17 protein-coding genes are annotated in these 19,582 nt (G+C 59.1%); 8 read left to right on the forward strand and 9 right to left on the reverse strand.

Annotation, left to right across the window (positions count from 1 at the left end; genetic code table 11):
- Positions 1 to 211 precede the first annotated feature (211 nt).
- From ACI514_RS00740 to ACI514_RS00755, 4 genes are read right to left on the reverse strand one after another with little or no spacing between them, the layout of a single operon-like run.
- Complete coding sequence (locus ACI514_RS00740) at positions 212 to 1,576, reverse strand: heavy metal sensor histidine kinase (RefSeq protein WP_405122894.1); 1,365 nt, start codon at positions 1,574 to 1,576, stop codon at positions 212 to 214.
- Positions 1,566 to 2,243: a heavy metal response regulator transcription factor gene (locus tag ACI514_RS00745; protein WP_007916978.1), complete on the reverse strand. Its 678-nt coding sequence runs from the start codon at positions 2,241 to 2,243 to the stop codon at positions 1,566 to 1,568. Before ACI514_RS00745 ends, ACI514_RS00740 begins: the two co-directional genes overlap by 11 nt.
- Before the next feature lie 9 nt (positions 2,244 to 2,252).
- Positions 2,253 to 5,366, reverse strand: coding sequence for a multidrug efflux RND transporter permease subunit (locus ACI514_RS00750; RefSeq protein WP_160059341.1), 3,114 nt, complete (start codon positions 5,364 to 5,366; stop codon positions 2,253 to 2,255).
- The gene (locus ACI514_RS00755; protein WP_405122895.1) at positions 5,363 to 6,523 is read right to left on the reverse strand and encodes an efflux RND transporter periplasmic adaptor subunit; all 1,161 of its coding nucleotides are present in this window, start codon (positions 6,521 to 6,523) and stop codon (positions 5,363 to 5,365) included. The genes ACI514_RS00750 and ACI514_RS00755 overlap by 4 nt, the downstream gene beginning before the upstream one ends.
- A 1,197-nt stretch (positions 6,524 to 7,720) precedes the next feature.
- Here ACI514_RS00755 and ACI514_RS00760 point away from each other — a divergent pair.
- The 4 genes from ACI514_RS00760 (at position 7,721) to ACI514_RS00775 (ending at position 8,968) form a co-directional block, all read left to right on the forward strand.
- Positions 7,721 to 8,083, forward strand: a complete 363-nt coding sequence (locus tag ACI514_RS00760) for a DUF6124 family protein (RefSeq protein WP_093430677.1) — start codon at positions 7,721 to 7,723, stop codon at positions 8,081 to 8,083.
- 229 nt (positions 8,084 to 8,312) lie between these two features.
- Positions 8,313 to 8,498, forward strand: a complete 186-nt coding sequence (locus ACI514_RS00765) for a hypothetical protein (protein ID WP_405122896.1) — start codon at positions 8,313 to 8,315, stop codon at positions 8,496 to 8,498.
- A complete protein-coding gene (locus tag ACI514_RS00770) occupies positions 8,495 to 8,617 on the forward strand; it encodes a hypothetical protein (protein ID WP_275113757.1) in 123 nt (40 codons plus the stop codon). The genes ACI514_RS00765 and ACI514_RS00770 overlap by 4 nt, the downstream gene beginning before the upstream one ends.
- A gap of 111 nt (positions 8,618 to 8,728) precedes the next feature.
- Complete coding sequence (locus tag ACI514_RS00775) at positions 8,729 to 8,968, forward strand: hypothetical protein (RefSeq protein ID WP_405122897.1); 240 nt, start codon at positions 8,729 to 8,731, stop codon at positions 8,966 to 8,968.
- 104 nt (positions 8,969 to 9,072) lie between these two features.
- Here ACI514_RS00775 and ACI514_RS00780 read toward each other — a convergent pair whose 3' ends face one another.
- The 5 genes from ACI514_RS00780 to norR all read right to left on the reverse strand — a co-directional run bounded on the left by ACI514_RS00780 (position 9,073) and on the right by norR (position 13,654).
- Entirely contained in the window at positions 9,073 to 9,822 is a 750-nt protein-coding gene (locus ACI514_RS00780; RefSeq protein ID WP_405122898.1) for a YkgJ family cysteine cluster protein, read from the reverse strand.
- 83 nt (positions 9,823 to 9,905) lie between these two features.
- Positions 9,906 to 10,232 carry a hypothetical protein gene (locus ACI514_RS00785; protein ID WP_405122899.1) on the reverse strand — a complete coding sequence of 109 codons (327 nt, stop codon included), beginning with the start codon at positions 10,230 to 10,232 and terminating at the stop codon, positions 9,906 to 9,908.
- Between the two features lie 147 nt (positions 10,233 to 10,379).
- On the reverse strand, positions 10,380 to 10,838 hold the full coding sequence (locus tag ACI514_RS00790; protein WP_405122900.1) for a GNAT family N-acetyltransferase: 459 nt from the start codon (positions 10,836 to 10,838) through the stop codon (positions 10,380 to 10,382).
- Between the two features lie 27 nt (positions 10,839 to 10,865).
- Positions 10,866 to 11,768, reverse strand: coding sequence for a chemotaxis protein CheV (locus ACI514_RS00795; RefSeq protein ID WP_007916955.1), 903 nt, complete (start codon positions 11,766 to 11,768; stop codon positions 10,866 to 10,868).
- A gap of 326 nt (positions 11,769 to 12,094) precedes the next feature.
- Complete coding sequence (gene norR / locus ACI514_RS00800) at positions 12,095 to 13,654, reverse strand: nitric oxide reductase transcriptional regulator NorR (RefSeq protein ID WP_160059336.1); 1,560 nt, start codon at positions 13,652 to 13,654, stop codon at positions 12,095 to 12,097.
- Positions 13,655 to 13,818: 164 nt separating this feature from the next.
- Here norR and hmpA point away from each other — a divergent pair, with 164 nt between their 5' ends.
- The 4 genes from hmpA (at position 13,819) to cyoB (ending at position 19,581) form a co-directional block, all read left to right on the forward strand.
- Positions 13,819 to 15,000 carry an NO-inducible flavohemoprotein gene (gene hmpA, locus ACI514_RS00805; RefSeq protein ID WP_405122901.1) on the forward strand — a complete coding sequence of 394 codons (1,182 nt, stop codon included), beginning with the start codon at positions 13,819 to 13,821 and terminating at the stop codon, positions 14,998 to 15,000.
- Positions 15,001 to 15,255: 255 nt separating this feature from the next.
- Positions 15,256 to 15,765 (forward strand): disulfide bond formation protein B, encoded by a 510-nt coding sequence (locus tag ACI514_RS00810; RefSeq protein WP_160059334.1) that lies wholly within the window; start codon positions 15,256 to 15,258, stop codon positions 15,763 to 15,765.
- Between the two features lie 840 nt (positions 15,766 to 16,605).
- Positions 16,606 to 17,547: a ubiquinol oxidase subunit II gene (gene cyoA, locus ACI514_RS00815; protein WP_007916947.1), complete on the forward strand. Its 942-nt coding sequence runs from the start codon at positions 16,606 to 16,608 to the stop codon at positions 17,545 to 17,547.
- A gap of 3 nt (positions 17,548 to 17,550) precedes the next feature.
- On the forward strand, positions 17,551 to 19,581 hold the full coding sequence (gene cyoB, locus ACI514_RS00820) for a cytochrome o ubiquinol oxidase subunit I (protein WP_007916945.1): 2,031 nt from the start codon (positions 17,551 to 17,553) through the stop codon (positions 19,579 to 19,581).
- The last annotated feature ends 1 nt before the right edge of the window (position 19,582 follow it).

Consider the following 19,582-nt stretch of genomic DNA (forward strand, 5'->3'; position numbering starts at 1 on the left):
AAATGACTGTTACAGCAGAAGCAAAAGTCACCCCCTCACCCCAGCCCTCTCCCCCAGGAGGGCGAGGGGGAAAGGGAGCAGATCTTCGTGCTTTTCAAAGCCTGAGTTCGACTGGATATTTCAGGTCGGTGTAACTCGAGAGAACAACTCGGTCAGTCCCCTCTCCCTCCGGGCGGTCCGACGTTTCGGGAGGGCTAGGGTGAGGGGCTTTTCAGACCGGCAAATAAATCCCGAAGGTATTCATCCCCCGATCACTGCGCACAAACACATCCCCGCCATGCATCAGCGCAATCGCCTTGACGATCGCCAGCCCCAAGCCATGGTTATTACCGCTGTTACTACGAGACGCATCGACCCGATAAAAGCGCTCGAACAACCGTGGCAAATGCTCGCTGGCAATCGGCGATCCGGGGTTGGCCACTCCAATACTCACCTGATGTTCTTCAACCTCAATGTGAACCTCAATCACCTGACCCGGCCCGGTATGCTGCACCGCATTGCTCAGTAAGTTGATCAACGCCCGACGCAAATGCGCGACCTCGATCTGCACCAGTGCATCACCGCTGACCTGCACTTCAACCTGTGCGTCTTCAAGAATGAAATCCAGATATTCCAGCGTCGTCGCCACCTCATCCGCCAGCGAAGTGGAGGTGAGTTTGGTCGCCTTGTTGCCCTGATCGGCACTGGCCAGAAACAGCATGTCATTGATGATCGAGCGCAGCCGTTCCAGTTCTTCCAGATTGGACTGCAGCACTTCGAAGTAGTGTTCTGCAGAGCGTCCACGGGTCAGCGCCACTTGCGTCTGGCCAATCAGATTGGTCAGCGGCGAACGCAGCTCATGGGCGACGTCGGCGTTGAACGATTCCAGCCGCGAGTAGGCGACTTCAACCCGTTCCAGCGTCGAGTTGAACGAGTCGACAAATTGCTCAAGCTCCGGTGGCAGCGGTGACAAACGCAAACGCCCGGCGCGTAGTGGTGGCGCCAATCGCTGAGCCTCGTGGGACAGTTTGATCAACGGCTTCAAACCAATCCGGGCGGCCCAATAACCTAGCGCCGAGGCCATCAGCACACCGACAATCGCCAGCCCGATCAGGGCGATCAACAGATTGTGCTGAGTCTCATGAAAGGTCTCGGTATCGATGCCGATCATGAAGCGCAGCGGCGGGCGCTGATCTTTGGCCGGCAGCTCGGTCAGCAGTACTTTCAACGGATAAGGATGGTTGGGCAACTGCAGGTCATGCATGCCCAGCGGGCCTTGGGCGAAGGCCCGAATCGCGGCGTCCGGCTGACCGTATTCGTAACCCGGATCGCCGCTCACCGCCCAGAACCGAATGCGTTTGTCCTCTTCGCCGAGCAGCTTCAACTTGGCGTTTATCTTCAGCCAATGCTCTGGCGTGCCAAAGCGATTGAGCGCCGATTCGAGCACGCTATAACGCGCATCCAGCTCGGCTTCCGGGAGCAATCCCAGGCCTTTGTCGACCTGCTGATACAACGCGCCGCCGATCAATAGAAACACCAGCAGCGCCACCAGCGTGAACATTCCACTGAGGCGCAGGGCAATCGAATTACTGGACACCACGGCTCTCCAGCACATAACCCATGCCGCGAATGGTGTGCAGCAACTTCTCGTCGAACGGTCCGTCGAGTTTGGCGCGCAAGCGTTTGATCGCCACTTCGACGACGTTCGCATCGCTGTCGAAATTGATGTCCCAGACCATCTCGGCAATCGCGGTTTTCGAAAGGATTTCACCTTGCCGACGGGCCAGTACGCTAAGCAGCGAAAACTCTTTGGCCGTCAGATCCAGTCGGGTGCCGGCGCGAGTGGCCTTGCGGCTGATCAGATCTATCCACAGGTCGGCGATGCTCACCTGCACCGGTTCATGCCCGCCACTGCGCCGGGTCAGCGCTTGCAGGCGCGCGACCAGTTCAAGGAAGGAAAACGGTTTGCCGAGGTAATCGTCGGCACCGTCGCGCAGGCCTTTGATGCGGTCTTCGACGCGCTCGCGGGCGGTGAGCATGATCACCGGGGTCTGCTTGCGTGCACGCAATGCGCGCAGCACGCCGAAGCCGTCGAGGCCCGGCAACATGACGTCGAGGACGATCACCGCGTAGTCGCTTTCCAGCGCCAGATGCAGACCCTCGACGCCGTCGCGGGCCAGATCCACGGTGTAACCCTGTTCCGTCAGACCGCGGTGTAGATAGTCCGCGGTTTTTTCCTCGTCTTCGATAATCAGAACGCGCATGACCCTGCCTCAGTCTGTGGTCGCCAATGCCGGTGCGGGCGATGGGGCTGGTGGGTGTGAGTGCCGGTGAAACAGCCGCTCGAGCCACAAGTATATGACTGGAGTGGTAAACAACGTCAGCATCTGGCTGACCAGCAAACCGCCCACCACCGCGATCCCCAGCGGCTGGCGCAACTCGGCGCCGGTGCCGTAACCGAGCATCAGCGGCAGGGCGCCGAGCAGGGCGGCGAGGGTGGTCATGATGATCGGCCGGAATCGCGTGATGCACGCCTCGAAAATCGCATCCTGCGGCGACAGGCCTCGGTGTCGTTGGGCTTCGAGGGCGAAGTCGATCATCAGGATGCCGTTCTTCTTGACGATACCGATCAGCAACACCAGACCGATCAGCGCCATGATCGAAAAGTCCTGGCCGCAGATCCACAGCATGATCACCGCGCCCAAACCCGCCGCCGGCAGCGTCGAGATGATCGTCAGCGGGTGCACGAAGCTTTCATAAAGCACACCGAGAATGATGTACACCGCCACCAGCGCCGCGAGAATCAGCCACGGCTGACTGGCCAGCGAACTCTGGAACGCCTGCGCCGCGCCCTGGAAATTGCCGCTGATCGCGGTGGGCATGCCGATCTCGGCCTTGGCCTGATTGAGCAGAATTACCGCATCACCCAACGCCACGCCGGGCGCCAGATTGAACGACAGGTTGGCGGCCGGGAACATGCCATCGTGGGCAATCGACAACGGGCCAATAGTCGGCGCATCGAACTTGGCCAGCGCCGACAGCGGCACCATCTCGCCACTCAGCGGCGAGCGCAGGTAAAAGTAGTTGAGGCTTTCGGCCTTGCCGCGTTGTTTGGTGTCCAGCTCCAGAATCACGTTGTACTGGTTGACCTGGGTCTGGAATTCATTGATCTGCCGTTGACCGAAGGCGTCGTACAGCGCCTCGTCGACATCGCTGGCGGTCAGGCCAAAACGCGCGGCGGCGCTGCGGTCGATGCTGATGTGGGTGATGCTGCCGCCCAGTTGCAGGTCGTTGGAAATGTCGCGGAACGCTGGGTTGCTGCGCAGTTTTTCGGTGAGGCGTTGCGTCCATGTCGCGAGGGTTGCGCCGTCGTTACTCTTGAGCACGTATTGATACTGCGCGCGGCTCGGGCCGGAGCTGAGGTTGATGTCCTGGCCGGCGCGCAGATAGAGGACGATGCCGGGGACTTTCATCAGTTGCGGACGGATGCGGTCGATGAACTGGCTGGCGCTGACATCACGGTCGCCGCGTTTTTTCAGGGCGATCCAGAAGCGGCCGTTGGCGATGGTCTGGTTGCTGCCGGAGACACCGACCGAATGGGAGAACGCCTGCACGGCCGGATCGGCAGCGACGATTTCGGCCATGGCCAAGTGTTTTTTCACCATGTCGCCGTAGGAAATATCCGCAGCGGCTTCGGTGGTGCCGAGGACGAAACCGGTGTCCTGCACCGGGAAGAAGCCCTTGGGGATAAAGATGTAACCGCCGATGGCCATGGCCAGCGATAAACCGAACACGCCGATCATCAGTTTCTGATGGGCGAGGGCGCGGCGCAGTCCTCGTTCGTACCAGCCGAGCAGGCGTTCGCTGAAACCCGGTTTGTCGTGGGCGTGGTGCACCGGTTTACGCATGAACAATGCAGCGAGAGTCGGCGCCAGGGTCAGCGACACCACCACGGAAATCATGATGGTCGAGGTCGCGGTCAGGGCGAACTCCTTGAACAGCCGCCCGACCACACCGCCCATGAACAGCAGCGGAATAAACGCCGCCACCAGCGAGAAACTGATCGAAACCACCGTGAAGCCGATCTCGCCGGCGCCCTTGATCGCCGCTTCGCGCATATCGTCGCCGGCCTCCAGATGCCGGTGGATGTTTTCCACCACCACAATTGCATCGTCGACGACGAAGCCGACCGCGACGACGATCGCCACCAGCGTCAGGTTGTTCAGGCTGAAACCGAGGATGTACATCAAGGCGAAACTGGCGATCAACGACACGCCGAGTACCGCCGAAACAATCAGGGTCGCCGACAACTGACGCAGGAACAGCGCCATCACCGCGACCACCAGCAGGATCGCGATCAACAGGGTGATCTCGACCTCATGCAGCGAGGCACGAATGGTCTGGGTGCGGTCGATCAGGGTTTTCACCTGCACCGAGGCCGGCAGCATCGCTTCGAGGCCGGGCAGGGCGGCTTGAATGCGGTCGACGGTTTCAACGATGTTGGCGCCGGGCTGGCGCGAGATCACCAGGTTCACCCCCGGTTGATCACCGGCCCACGCTTGCACGTAGGCATCTTCCGAACCGTTGACGACTTTGGCGACATCACGCAGGTGAACCGGGGCGCCATCCTTGTAGGAAACGATGAGCTGGCTGTAGTCCTCGGGGTGGAACAACTGGTCGTTGGTCGACAGTGTGGAAATGCTCGATTCGCCGTACAGCGCCCCTTTGGCGAGGTTGAGGCTGGTCTGCTGAATCGCCAGTCGGATGTCGGCGAGGGTCAGGCCGATCGCCGCGAGTTTGTCGGCCGAGGCTTGTACGCGAATCGCCGGACGTTGCTGACCGGTGATGTTGATTTGTCCCACGCCGTCGATCTGACTGATCTGACGCGAGAGCAGGGTTTCCACCAGATCGCTGAGTTCGGTGCCGGGCATTTGCGTCGAGCTGACGCTGAGGATCAGCACCGGGCTGTCGGCCGGGTTGACCTTCTTCCAGGTCGGTAGCGTCGGCATGTCCTTGGGCAGTTTGCCGGCGGCGGTGTTGATCGCCGCTTGGACTTCCTGCGCGGCGGTGTCGATGCTTTTATCGAGGGTGAATTGCAGGGTCAAAAGGCTGGAGCCCAAGGCACTGCTGGAGGTCATCTGGGTCATGCCGGGGATGGCACTGAATTGCACCTCCAGCGGCGTGGCCACGGACGAGGCCATGGTGTCGGGGCTGGCGCCGGGCAACTGCGCGGACACCTGAATCGTCGGAAATTCCGCTTCCGGCAGTGGCGCGATTGGCAAGCGCGGGAAGGCAATCAAGCCGACCAGCACCAAAGCGATGGTCAGCAGAATCGTCGCGACCGGGTGATCGATGCACCACGTCGAAACACCTTTATGCGCCTTCATGGCTTCGGCTCCGCCTGCACCACTTGCGGCGGCTCGCTCATGACTTGCACGGTCGAACCGGGTTTAAGCCGCGACTGGCCATCGGTGACTAGCACGTCACCGGCCTTCACACCTTTGATGATGTCCTGGCCGCTGCCTTGGTAAACCATCTGCACTTGCACGGCTTCGACCTTGTCGCCGTTCACGCGGTAAACGAAGTGTTGGTCGAGGCCACGTTGTACGACGGTGGGCGGAACCACCAGCGCATCTTTGTCGAGGGCTGTCTGAATTTTTACCGTGACCAGCAGGCCGGGCCAGAGCTTCTGGCTGGCGTTGGCGAATTCGGCTTTGGCACGGATGGTGCCGGTGTTGGCGTTGATCTGGTTGTCGATCAGGGTCAGGTGACCTTCGCCGAGCAGGTTGCCGGTTTCACCGTCGGTGTCGGCGCCGATGTACGCCTTGACCTGTGCGCGCTGTGGATCGTTGATCAGGCCTTGCAGGGTCGGCAGCATTTGCTGGGGCAGGGAAAATTCGACGGCAATCGGGTCGATCTGGGTGACGGTGAACAGGCCGGCGGTGTCGGTCATGCGCAGGAAGTTGCCTTCGTCGACGGTGCGAATACCGACGCGGCCGGTGACCGGGGAGCGGATCTGCGTGTAGGAAAGTTGTACTTGTGCGGAATCGATGGAGGCCTGGTTGCCTTGGGCGGTGGCCTTCAATTGGTTGACCAGGGCTTGTTGCTGGTCGTAGGTCTGTTTCGAGATGCCGTCGTCGACGGTGAGCAGTTTGTAGCGTTTGAGGTTGACCAGGGCGACTTGCAGTTGCGCCTGGCTTTCGCCCAGTTGCGCGCGGGCCTGGTCGAGGCTGGCGCGGATTGAGCGGTCGTCGATGGTGGCCAGCAGGTCGCCGGCTTTGACGAGCTGGCCTTCTTTGACGAGGATTTTGGTGAGGATGCCGTCTATTTGTGGGCGCACTACGACGCTGTGTAATGAGAGTACGGAGCCGATGCCGCTGGTGTAGCGGGGGACGTCTTTTGCGCTGACCGCTATGACTCGCACGGGGATTGCGGTGGGGGTGGCGAGTTTGGTTGGGGCGGGTTTCAGGGCGTACCACAGACCTGCGCCTGCGAGGACGATCAATAGGGTGGCGAGCAGGGCTTTGTTCTTTTGGATTCGCATGCGGGGTGGGCGCCGGACGGAGTTTGGGCAGGGTTAGGGTCTTTATAAACTTGTTTGGGGGTCAGGAGGGTGACGGCTAGCTGTCGGCGCTGTCAGTTTCGCTGTGTACATATCCGTTGCTGCGGTAACGGCGGCTTAGGGTTTCGCCCTTACGGCGACTCACTTTTTTACAAGCGCCTAAAAAAGTAAGCAAAAAACGCTTGCTCCTACGTACGGCCCGCTCGCTGGGGCTCGGGGTTCCTTCGCTCCGGGATCAATCCGGGCGCAGCGCCTACGGTTTGCTTCGCTGCACCTCCTCTCGCTGTGTTTGGCTGCGCCAAACGGTCGCTGCGCTCCCACGCCCGGATCAATCCCTCCACTCAGCCTTCCGACGTCGCCCCTGGATCAAGATCAAGAGCAGGCGAGCTGACACTCGGCCTATTGAGTGGTGAAGAGCATGGCGCGCACGGCTTTGGTTTTTGTGGTGCTCTTGCCCCTCACCCCAGCCCTCTCCCGAGGGAGAGGGGGCCGATTTGTGTGCTTTTCAAAGCCTGAGTTCAACGCGGTATTGCACGTCGGCGTATCTCACGCAAACACCACGGTCAGTTCCCTCTCCCTCTGGGAGAGGGCTAGGGTGAGGGGCTTTTGATCTGTTTCAGAATCTGGGTTCGACTCGGTATTTCAAGTCGGCGTAGCTCTCCCAAACACCTCGGTCAGTCCCCTCTCCCTACGGGCGGTCCGACGTTTCGGGAGGGCCAGGGTGAGGGGCTTTTGATCTGTTTCAGAATCTGAGCTCGACTCGGTATTTCACGTCGGCGTACTTCTCGCAAACTACTCGGTCAGTCCCCTCTCCCTCTGGGAGAGGGCTAGGGTGAGGGTTGGCTTTTGGCTGTTTAAATTTGTGTCAAATAACCAGAACCTTCCCACAAGGTTTTCAGGTTGTCCGTCGGACGTGCGCTCTCTAGTCTTTGGTTGTCGCCGAAAACTCGGCGATCGGGTGTGAGAACCCTGAAAAATTAGTGATTCAGTCCATCAGTCCGCATAATTGCTGGCGGCTTGTCCGCTGCTTGCAAGTGCTTCATGGCGGCTATGTGCGGGCAGACTTCGGTCTGGCCGGTTTCCTATTTTTCCGGTTTCTCACCCCGCACATAGCTGCCACCCACTTCGCCGCGTGAGAAACGGCAAGGGATGGCTCCCATTTGCAAAATAGGGTTTCCAATGACTAAGCCAGTTCCAGATCCACCCATCGATCCCACAACCCCACTCGAAGACGCCATCCGCGCCGACGACCAGATCAAAACCCGCGAAGCCATCAAACGCGCGCTCGATTTCTACCTCTGCCCCGAACCGGTCAAACCGCGTCAGCCCAGTACGATGTTCCTCATCCATCCGAACATCGACACCGAAAGCCTGCTGGCCCACGCCTGCGAATCGCTGGCTTCAGCCAATGTCATGGCCGGTGATCTGGCTGATCAGCTCAGTCGCCCGCAGCGCAGCACGGCGCTGGCGATCCAGCAGATTGTCATGCTTGCCGAGCTGGCGGTGAACCGGGCGCTGGATCGGGTTGATCCTCAGGGTTGAACACCGCTTCATCGTTCATCGCCAGCAGGCTGGCTCCCACAGTTAAAACGCATTCCAATTGTAGGAGTGAGCCTGCTCGCGATGGCGGTATAACGGTCCCAAAAAGGGACCGATCAGTCCCAATCAGGGACTTATTTACCCACTACGCTTCTCAAGATCCGTCCCTGCACGCGGATAAACATTGTGTAGCCCGGGTTCTCTGGGCCGCTCACCCCGGGAGTGTCTTGAAATGAAGCTGAAAACCGCTCTGCCATCTGTGCTCCTCTTGCTTCCACTCACTACGTTTGCAGCGCCTGCCAGTCAATCCGGCGAGATCCGCTTCACCGGGCAAATCGTTGACTCGAGCTGTCAGGTCGGACCGATCGGGGCGTTTGCGTCTCGTGAGTCTCGCCAGATCGAAATCAAGCCGGTGTGAAAGTCGATGTCGACACCGATCGCAACGCTTGCAGTCATCAGTCGCTGCCGATTTCCATGCGCTACGAAGCACTCAAGACCTCGACTGACAAAGGCATCGTCACCATCACCTACCTGTAAACCGTTCGGCGTGCGCTGCAAATCTTCAGGTGCCCAACCTTGGCGCACAGGTATACTGCGCGCCTTCGCGGCTCACTGATCGGGCCCGACTTTTTGCTTTCCGGAGCTTTTATGACTTCCCCGACCCTGCCGCCGGTTGACGACGCTGCTAGCGATGTCCCGGCTGAACTGGCCGACACCAGCGATACCAAAGCCGATATCCCGGCGTTCAAATTTCCGTTCAAACCGGGCGAACTGGCTTCTGCCAAAGGCTCGAACCAGCCGTGGTACAAGAACGGCGCCAAGAACGGCCACACCAAGACCCCGGGCATGGCGCCGCCGGGCACCCGTCGTTCGATGGGTAAGCGCTGAGTTTTAATCCTGCCTGCGCTCAACGCGGCGATTGATACTGCCTGTGCCGGACCTTTCGCTGGCTTGCCAGCGATGAGGCCCGGGCGGACGCTGAAGAAACTGGATCAAGCCGCCCGCAGCGAAATAAACGCATACGTCTGCGCGGGTTCAGTCACCACCTGCGCTCCGGCCGCCAACACTTGCCCGGCCACATCATCTCCGGACACATGAAACACCCACTCACTCGGAGCAGTTGCCAGCGGTTGCGCGGTAACCTGATCAATCACCGCAGCAAACGCCTCCATGTTCGGCAAGTACGCAGTAAACCCGTCTCCTTTCAGCGCTGTGGTACGAATCCCCAGCATCGCGCAGATCGCGTCCTTGATGCCGATATCATCTCGATCCGCCTGACGCGAGCGCTGAATCAACTCCACCAGTTCCTGATCCACCAACTCACCGCCAGCAATCAACACCGGCCCCTGTTGCCAGGACTCCGGCGGACAATCCTTGGCGGCCGGGTTGAGCGGTATATGCGGATTGATTTCCGCCGGATAGATGCGACACACCAACGGCCGCCGCTCGTAGATCCGGCACAGTTTGTCTTCGTCAAGATTCCGGCAGGGGCCGACGTTGTAAGCGGCGAAGGTGATCGCCACATGGGCGTCCGTTGCGCCGCTGCGAACGACCACTGAGCGCCGTTCGGCATGTTCACGCTGCTGCGCCGGTAAACCCAGGCCATTACCAAGAAAGGCCTCGACCAACACGATCACCTGACCGCCATCCGCCGCCCACATGCGGGCTTCGGCCAGGGTCAGCGGGACATGGTGATCGGTGCAGCATTTGCCGCAGCCTACGCAGGAAAACGTCGTATTCATTGAGCGATCTGTCTTCAATCAGGGTGTGAAACGGTGGCGGAAAACCACCGCACAGGCGCGGATCGAAGCAAGTTATGCGCCATTCACTGGGTTTTGCCGGTCGGACGGATCGAGTCCCACTCGGTGACGAAAGCAGTTTTCGATTTTTTGTTGTACAGGCACAGCTCGGCGCCTTGCTGGCCTTTCATGTGTTTTTGCGGGTATTGGCCTTGCAGCAGAACGGCGGTGTAGCCGACACGGTCATCGAATTGTGCGGGCGTGCCGACGGGTTTGGCGTTTTTCAGGCCGCTGGCTTTGGTGCAACTGGCGAGCACGGTTTTGTCGTAGGCGGCCCAGGCGTCGGGGCTGGAGGCGTGGGCTTGAGAGGCTAGGGCGGTGAGGCAGAGCAGGCTTGCGGTGAGGGTTTTCATGGTGGGCGTCCTTGGTCGTGGGTGGCCAAGGTTGGAGTGTGCCGGGGGTGAAAAGTTGTCTGGGGTGGCCCCATCGCGAGCAGGCTCACTCCTACATTTTGGAATGCATTCCCCTGTAGGAGTGAGCCTGCTCGCGATGACGGACTTTCAGTCCGGCACCAACTCTCGCCGGACCACATACATCCCGGTACTTTCATACAAGCGCTGCGCCCGCTGGTTGTCTTCCAGCACCTTCAGATCAACAAACCCTTCACGGCGTTGCTGAAACACCTTGAATGCATTGAGCAACAACGCCCGGCCCAATCCGCGGCCCTGCATGCGCGGATGCACCACCAGATTCTTGATATAGGCGCTGGTCCAGCATTGCGCCACACCGACCACGCCTTCGCCATCACGGGCAATTAAACACAGCGTCGGATCATATTCAGGATCGGTCTCGAACTGTTGCTGCCAAGCGTCCAGTGCTGGTACCCGGCCGCCGCCTTCGTGATAACCGAGTTGCATCAAATGATGCACGTCCGCCGCCATTCCGACGGAGTACGTGCAAAGTTCAATGTCTTGTGGCCAAGGTGCATCCAGCGCGTCCTTACCGAGGTCGCGCCGCATCAAAAAACAGTACGTCTCAGCCAAGACTCAGTGCCCGTGTGCCGCGACGTGTTTGGCCGCTTCGATCAGGCAGTGGGTCAGTTCCGGCGAGGAGAACTTGGTCAGTACGCCATTCGCCCCGGCCAGACGCGCTTTCTCGCTGTTCATCGCGCTGTCGAGCGAGGTGTGCAGCAGCACGTACAGATGGGCGAAGTCCGGGGTCTCGCGCAAAGTGCGGGTGAAGGCGTAGCCGTCCATCTCGGACATTTCGATGTCGGAGACAATCAGGTTGATTTGTTGCGCCGTGCCTTGCAGGTCGAGCAGGCAGTCGATGGCTTCCTTGGCACTGCGTGCGGTGTGGCATTGCAGGCCGAGGTTGCGCAGTGTGTGCACCGATTGCTGCAGCGCCACCTGGCTGTCGTCGACCACCAGAATCCGCGCGTTGCCGAGCACATCAGCGTCTTCCATGCTCAGGTCGGTCGGGGCCATTTCGATCTGCGCCGGGGCGATGCTGTGGATAACTTTTTCGATGTCGAGCACCTGCACCAGTGTGCCGTCCACCGAGGTTACGCCGGTGATGTAGGCGCGCGAACCGCCGGAACCGAACGGCGGCGGTTTGATGTCGGTGGTCAGGCAATGAACGATTTTGCTCACCGCCTGCACGTGCAGACCCTGCTTGGAGCGGCTGACGTCGGTGACGATCAGGCAGCCGCCGTTCGGGTCCTCCAGCGGACGTTCACCGATAGCGCGGCTGAGGTCGATGACCGACAGCGAGGCGCCGCGCAACGTGGCGATACCTTTCACGTGCGGGTGCGATTCCGGCAGCTTGGTCAGCGGCGGGCAGGGGATGATTTCACTGACTTTCAGCAGGTTGATCGCCATCAACTTGCCGCTGCGCAAGGTAAACAGCAGAAGCGAAAGTGAGTCTGCGCGGGCTTTGGTGGAGGACATATGAACCTTCTGTGGAAAGGTGGTGGGCGAGGGTGCAAATCGCCAGAAACTATTGATGCCGGGTTATCGGCGTTAAAGGGGTGGGCTTTAGGTTAGTTGTCGGGTGGCGTGCAGATCAAAAGCCAAAGCCCCTCATCGGAACGCCGCCCGCCCAGCCCTCTCCCGGAGGGAGAGGGGGCCGATTGGGGGATATTGTAGTAATTCACCGATCTGAACCTGCTCTGCTGAATCCATAATCGACTCGATGTTTCAGGTCGGCGTATTACGCAAAACACCTCGGTCAGTCCCCTCTTCCTCAGGGAGAGGGCTAGGGTGAGGGTGTGCTTTTAGCTCTTCATCCCGAGCCGTTTGGCCATCCGCCCAAGATTCGCCCGATCCAGCCCCAACTCCCGCGCCGCACTCGCCCAGTTATCCTGATTACGCTCCAGCGCCGCACTGATCAAACGTCGCTGATACTGCTCGGTCGCACTGCGCAAATCCCCACTGATCAGCGGCATCTCAGCCACGACACCGGCAACAGCCTCAACCGAGTTATCCACAACCTCGCGCGGCAAATCCAGATCCGCCGCGCTCAAACTGAGAATCTTCGGCCGCACCTTGCAGTTGCCCAGCGCCTTCAGCGCACTGCGGCCGATCAAGTGTTCCAGCTCACGCACGTTGCCTGGCCAAGTGTAGGCGAGCAGTGCTTCCTGGGCGTCGCTGTTCAGGCGCAGGCTGTTGAGGCCCATGCGCGAGCGATTTTGTTCGAGGAAGAAACCACTGAGCAGCAACACATCGCGGCCGCGATCACGCAGCGCCGGCACGCGCAACGGGTAGACGCTGAGGCGATGGTAGAAGTCGGCACGATAGCGACCGCTGCGCACTTCTTCGGCGAGGTCGCGGTTGGTCGCGGCAATCAGGCGCACATCGACCTGATGCTCCTTGTCCGACCCCAACCGTTGCAACTGGCCGCTCTGCAAGACGCGCAGCAATTTCGCCTGCACGGTTAGCGACAACTCACCAACCTCATCGAGAAACAGCGTGCCGCCATTGGCCAGTTCGAACTTGCCGCGACGGTCGCTGGTGGCGCCGGTGAAGGCGCCGCGCACGTGGCCGAACAGTTCGCTTTCGACCAGCGTATCCGGCAGCGCGGCGCAGTTGAGGCTGATGATCGGTTTATCGGCGCGCGGAGAGGCGGCGTGAATGGCTTGGGCGACCAGCTCTTTGCCGACGCCGGTTTCGCCGGTGATCAACACGGTCAAATCGCTGCCGCCGACCAGATTGATTTCTTCGACCAGTTTTTTCAGCGCTTTGCTCTGGCCGATCATCTCGCGGTTCTGCTGGCCGCTGGCCTGACGATAAACCTCGGCGCGCTGGTGTTCGTCTTCTGCGCGATTGGCCAAGCGTTGGATGCGTTCGGCGGCGTTGACCGTGGCCGAGGCGAGGCTGGCGAAAGCTTGCAAGGCATCGAGCTCGATCGGCTCGAACCGCTCGGGATCGAGAGCGTCGAGGGTAATCAGGCCCCAGAGTTTTTCATCGACGAATAAAGGACAGCCGAGGCAATCGTGGACTTCGAGGTGTTCGTCGAGGCCATCGACCAAGCCGTCATAAGGATCGGGCAAGTCGCTGTCGGCGGCGAATCGCGTGGGTCCGGCACCGCTCAAGAGTATTTCAAAGCGCGGGTGTTCGCTGACCTTGAAGCGCCGGCCGAGGGTGTCGGTGCTTAAACCGTCCACCGCCAGCGGCACCAGCGCTTCGCCGTCGAGGCGCAACAATGCAGCGGCATCGCAGGGCAGCAGCGCGCGCATGGCTTCAAGCAAGCGTCGATAACGCTCGCCCTCGGGCAATTCGCGGGACAGGTCGGAGACGAGTGGCAGTAGGGCGGTGAGCAGGGATTTGGCGGTCATGGTCTTGTAGTCAAAGAGACAAGGTGTAGTCCGGATGACTATAAGGGGCTTTGAGTCTTTATGACTACGATATTTTCAAGCTATTGATTTATATGGATAAATAAGTTGGCACGGAACCTGATAACCCCAAGGTAACTTTTCAAGAAAGCTCAGGAGTCATTCTTATGCTTAGCGTCCAGGATCGTGCCATCGTCAAATCAACCGTGCCTCTGCTGGAAAGCGGCGGCGAAGCGTTGATCACTCACTTCTACCGCATGATGCTCTCTGAATACCCTGAGGTCCGCCCGCTGTTCAACCAGGCGCACCAGGCCAGCGGCGATCAGCCTCGCGCCTTGGCCAACGGCGTATTGATGTATGCGCGGCACATCGATCAGCTCGACCAGTTGGGCGATCTGGTGGCGAAGATCATCAACAAGCACGTGGCCCTGCAGATCCTCCCGGAACACTACCCGATTGTCGGCGCCTGTTTGCTGCGCGCCATCTCCGAAGTGCTCGGCGAAGAGATCGCCACGCCAGAAGTGATGAGCGCCTGGGGCGCGGCGTACGGCCAATTGGCGGACATTCTGATCGGCGCCGAAACCGCCATCTACGACCAGAAAGAACAAGCCGTCGGCGGCTGGCGCGGGGCGCGTGAGTTCATCGTTGCGGCCAAGGTCGAGGAGAGTGCAGAAATCATCTCCTTCTACTTCGAGCCTGCTGACAAAGGCCCGATCCTCGCGGCCGAACCGGGTCAGTACATCGGCATGAAGCTGATCCTCGACGGCGAAGAAATCCGCCGCAACTACTCGCTGTCGGCCCTGGCGAACAACGGTCAGTACCGCATCAGCGTCAAACGCGAACCGGGTGGTCGTGCGTCCAATCACTTGCACGATCAACTGCAGGTCGGCGCGAGCATCCAGCTGTTTCCACCATCGGGCGAGTTCACCTTGACCGCGAGCGATAAGCCGTTGGTGTTGATCAGCGGCGGCGTCGGCATCACGCCAACTCTGGCGATGCTTGAAGCCGCGCTGGAAACCAAGCGTCCGGTGCACTTTATCCACTGCGCGCGTAACGGCAGCGTGCATGCGTTCCGTGACTGGATTGATGATCTGGCTGAGCGTAATCCGCAACTCAAGCGTTTTTACTGCTACGCCGAAGATGACGGTGTCAGCCCGGCGGCGGACAAGGTCGGGATGCTGGATCAGGCACTGCTGGGCGAGTGGTTGCCGGCTCAGCGTGATGTCGACGCTTACTTCCTTGGACCGAAGGGTTTCATGGGTGCGATCAAGCGTCATCTGAAGGCGCTGGGTGTGCCGGAGAAGCAGAGTCGTTATGAGTTCTTCGGGCCGGCTTCGGCTCTGGAATAATCCTTAAGACTGAGTCGCCTTCATCGCGAGCAGGCTCACTCCTACAGGGGCTGTGGCGTACATGAGAATGGTGTACGACGCAGATCCCTTGTAGGAGTGAGCCTGCTCGCGATGGCCGTTACAGGATTCAGATTCTTGAAAAGTGTTTAAAGGTTAATCGTTTCTTAACCGCTTTATCGTTTATTCCCCCGGTGTAGACTTGCGACAACCTTCAGCCGCGAGCCGGTTGAACCATGGACATTAAAGGGAAACGCGATGAGCGAGGAAACGATTCGGTTGGGCCGTGAGCGGCGCTTTCTGGTGCTGTTGGGCATCATCTGCCTTGCACTGATCGGCGGTGCGCTGTACATGCAGATCGTGCTCGGCGAAGCACCGTGCCCACTGTGCATTTTGCAGCGCTATGCGTTGCTGCTGATCGCGCTTTTCGCGTTTATCGGCGCGGCCATGCGCAGCCGTCGCAGCATCACCGTGTTTGAAGTACTGGTGGTGATTTGCGCGCTTGCCGGGGCGGCTGTGGCTGGGCATCACGTGTACACCCAGTTCTATCCGGCCGTTAGCTGCGGCATCGATGTGCTGCAGCCGATTGTCGATGATCTGCCGCTGGCGAAGATCTTCCCGCTGGGCTTCCAGGTCGACGGTTTCTGCTCGACGCCGTACCCGCCGATCCTCGGTCTGTCGCTGGCGCAATGGGCACTGGTGGCGTTCGTGCTGGTGGTGATTTTGGTGCCGCTGCTGACCTCGCGTAACCGAAAAGCACTGCGCTGAGTCAACTATTCGGCTGTCTGGCCGATACAGAAAACGCCTCGATTTGCGTATCAGCATATCGGGGCGTTTTGCATTTCAGAGTGTTTGTGAAAACACCGTGACGGACGGCAAGGGAGGGTGTGGCAAGTGTGCGACATGTTGTCACACGCGCCGCGTCGCAGGGCTCTTGGGGGACGCGGAATCGGCCGCTGTTACAAAAAAGGATTGGTCTGTTTCGGGGTTTTTCGGCTTTAGCACGCGAGTGCCAGAGCAGGCAGTTTTAACAAGCGCTGGCATGTGGCCAAAAGCCTTGGGTTATCGGGGCTTGCGCTGTTCGAGCCTTCGGAAAAAGCCTTCAGAGCTGTCTGAACTGACGCGGGTACACCTACAATTTTTGGCGTTTTTGTTGAGAATTGATTTCGATAAGATGCGGAACTTTTGCAAAAATGGCGATGGATTGTTGCTCGAACGGATAAAAATTATTTCGGGATAAGACATGGTGTATAGGGCGCTACCTATCTACAATCGCCCGCACTGAATTCCCGGCACTGTTCAGCCTTTATTAAGGAACGCTTTTTTAAGGCGCTGCGCAGAAAGTCGGGTGTCGAGTGAGTCGCAAGGCTTTCAAGACACCCAGGTGTCGGTGCCTTCCAACTTTCCGCACCAAATGGAATTGGTCTGTAACAAGGCCTTTGACCACGAATTCGAATAAGAACTGACCGCTGTCCCAGGTTTTGTCGAGCGTCTGACGCGCGACGGGCGGCCCTTATTCAATCCAAAGAAAATGCCAACCCTTGGCAGGGTGAAGTGTTGGCGATCAAAACCCAACTGCATTGCGCAAGCTGCTTTAGAGGTCGTGAGATGAGTAAAAACAGGTACCCCAGATTACTAGGCCTAGTGCCGCTGCTCGGCACGTTGTTGCTGGGAGGCTGCAACATGACCTTGCTCAATCCAACGGGCCAGGTTGGCCTGGAACAGCGAAACCTGATCATCACCGCGACCCTGCTGATGCTGTTGGTCGTCGTGCCGGTTATCGTCATGACCTTCCTGTTCGCCTGGAAGTACCGCGCGTCGAACAAGAATGCCGTCTACACCCCGAAATGGTCGCACTCGACCAAGATCGAAGTGGCAGTCTGGACCATCCCGGTCCTGATCATCATTGCCCTGGGTTACATCACCTACATTTCGACCCACGAACTGGACCCGTATCGTCCGATCCAGTCCGACGTCAAGCCAGTGACCATCGAAGTGGTCGCGCTGGACTGGAAGTGGCTGTTCATCTACCCGGAACAAGGCATTGCCACGGTCAACAAGATCGTGTTCCCGGCACACACGCCAATCAACTTCAAGATCACCTCTGACGCTGTGATGAACTCGTTCTTCATCCCGGGTCTGGGCGGCCAGATCTACGCGATGGCGGGCATGCAGACCAAGCTGCACCTGATCGCTGACCGCAACGCTGAGATGGACGGTATCTCCGCCAACTACAGCGGCGCGGGTTTCACCGGTATGAAATTCAAGGCTATCTCCACCACTCAGGAAGATTTCGACGCCTGGGTAAGTGAAGTCAAGAAGTCACCTAAACAGCTTGATCAAGCTGAATACGCGGCCCTTGCCAAACCGAGCCAGAACAACCCAGTCGAGCTCTACTCCTCGGTCACGCCGAACCAGTTCCAGATCATCGTCGACAAGTACGAAGGTATGAAGCCGGGCAAGCCGCTGAAGCACGAGAAGAAAGAGAAAGAAGTGGCGGCCACGGAAATTGACTCGAGTTCGCATTCAGCTGCCGGGGCAGAGGAGTAAACGATGTTTGGTAAATTAAGTTGGGAAGCAGTCCCATTCCACGAGCCGATCGTGATGGTGACCATCGCCATGATCGCCCTCGGTGGTCTGGCGCTGTTCGCTGCAATCACCTACTTCAAGAAGTGGACCTACTTGTGGACCGAGTGGTTGACCTCGGTCGACCACAAGAAAATCGGCGTGATGTACATCATCGTCGCCATGGTCATGCTGCTGCGCGGTTTTGCCGACGCCATCATGATGCGTACCCAGTTGGCCATGGCCACCGAGGGTTCGCCTGGCTACCTGCCACCTGAACACTATGACCAGATCTTCACCGCTCACGGTGTGATCATGATCATCTTCATGGCGATGCCATTCTTCACCGGCCTGATGAACCTTGCAGTGCCGCTGCAGATCGGCGCGCGTGACGTTGCGTTCCCGTTCCTGAACTCCCTGAGCTTCTGGCTGCTGGTATCCGGCGTAGTGCTGATCAACCTGTCCCTGGGCGTCGGCGAATTCGCCAAGACCGGTTGGGTTGCCTATCCACCATTGTCGGGTCTGCAATACAGCCCTGGCGTGGGCATGGACTACTACATCTGGGCGCTACAGCTATCCGGGTTAGGTACGACGCTGACGGGGGTTAACTTCCTCGCGACCGTACTGAAAATGCGTACCCCTGGCATGAAACTGATGGACATGCCGATCTTCACCTGGACCTGCACCTGGGCAAACGTTCTGATCGTGGCTTCGTTCCCGATCCTGACCGCTACCCTGGCACTGCTGACCCTTGACCGTTACATGGATTTCCACATTTTCACCAATGAACTTGGTGGCAATCCAATGATGTACGTCAACCTGTTCTGGGCGTGGGGCCACCCTGAGGTTTACATCCTGATCCTGCCGGCATTCGGCATCTTCTCGGAAGTGATCTCGGCGTTCACCGGCAAGAAACTGTTCGGCCACCACTCGATGATCTACGCTTCGGGCGCGATCTCGGTACTGGGCTTCATGGTTTGGCTGCACCACTTCTTCACCATGGGTTCGGGTGCCAGCGTCAACGCCTTCTTCGGTCTGGCGACGATGCTGATTTCCATCCCGACGGGTGTGAAGCTATTCAACTGGCTGTTCACCATCTACCAGGGCCGTCTGCGCTTCACCAGCCAGGTTCTGTGGACCCTGGGCTTCATGGTGACCTTCGCCATCGGCGGCATGACCGGCGTACTGCTGGCCATCCCGGGTGCTGACTTCGTTCTGCACAACAGCCTGTTCGTGATCGCGCACTTCCACAACGTGATCATCGGCGGTGCGGTATTCGGTTACATCGCTGGTTTCGCGTTCTACTTCCCGAAAGCGTTCGGCTTCAAGCTGCACGAAGGCTGGGGTAAAGCAGCGTTCTGGTTCTGGATCTCGGGCTTCTTCGTCGCGTTCATGCCGCTCTATGCACTGGGCTTCATGGGCATGACCCGTCGTCTGAACGCCACCACCAACCCTGAGTGGGTACCGTACCTGTACGTTGCCATGTTCGGTGCGGTGATGATCGCTGTAGGTATTGCCTGCCAGCTGATCCAGCTCTATGTGAGCGTGCGTGACCGTAACAAGCCAGAGAACGTTTGCGATCACGGTGACCCGTGGAATGCACACACTCTGGAATGGTCGACCTCGTCGCCACCGCCGTTCTACAACTTTGCCGTGCTGCCTAAGGCTGACTGCATCGACCCGTTCACTGAAGCCAAGGAAAACGGTACTGCGTACCAGCGTCCGGCCAAGTACGAGCCGATCCACATGCCGAACAACACCGCCACTGGCGTGGTGATGGGCGCACTGTTGACCGTCTTCGGTTTCGCGATGATCTGGCACATCTGGTGGTTGGCGATCGCCAGCCTGGCCGGCACCGTCATCTACTTCGTGATCCACGCTGCACGTGACGACCAGGGCTATATGGTTCCGGTTGAAACGATCGAGCGTATCGAAGCCGAGCAGCACAAGCGTCTGGTTGCGGCAGGGAAAATCCCGGCCGGTGCCACCCGTGTTGAAACCTCGTTGGAACAGGCTTAAA

Origin of the sequence: Pseudomonas sp. M20 (genome assembly GCF_045037865.1) — a bacterium.
Classification (GTDB): domain Bacteria; phylum Pseudomonadota; class Gammaproteobacteria; order Pseudomonadales; family Pseudomonadaceae; genus Aquipseudomonas.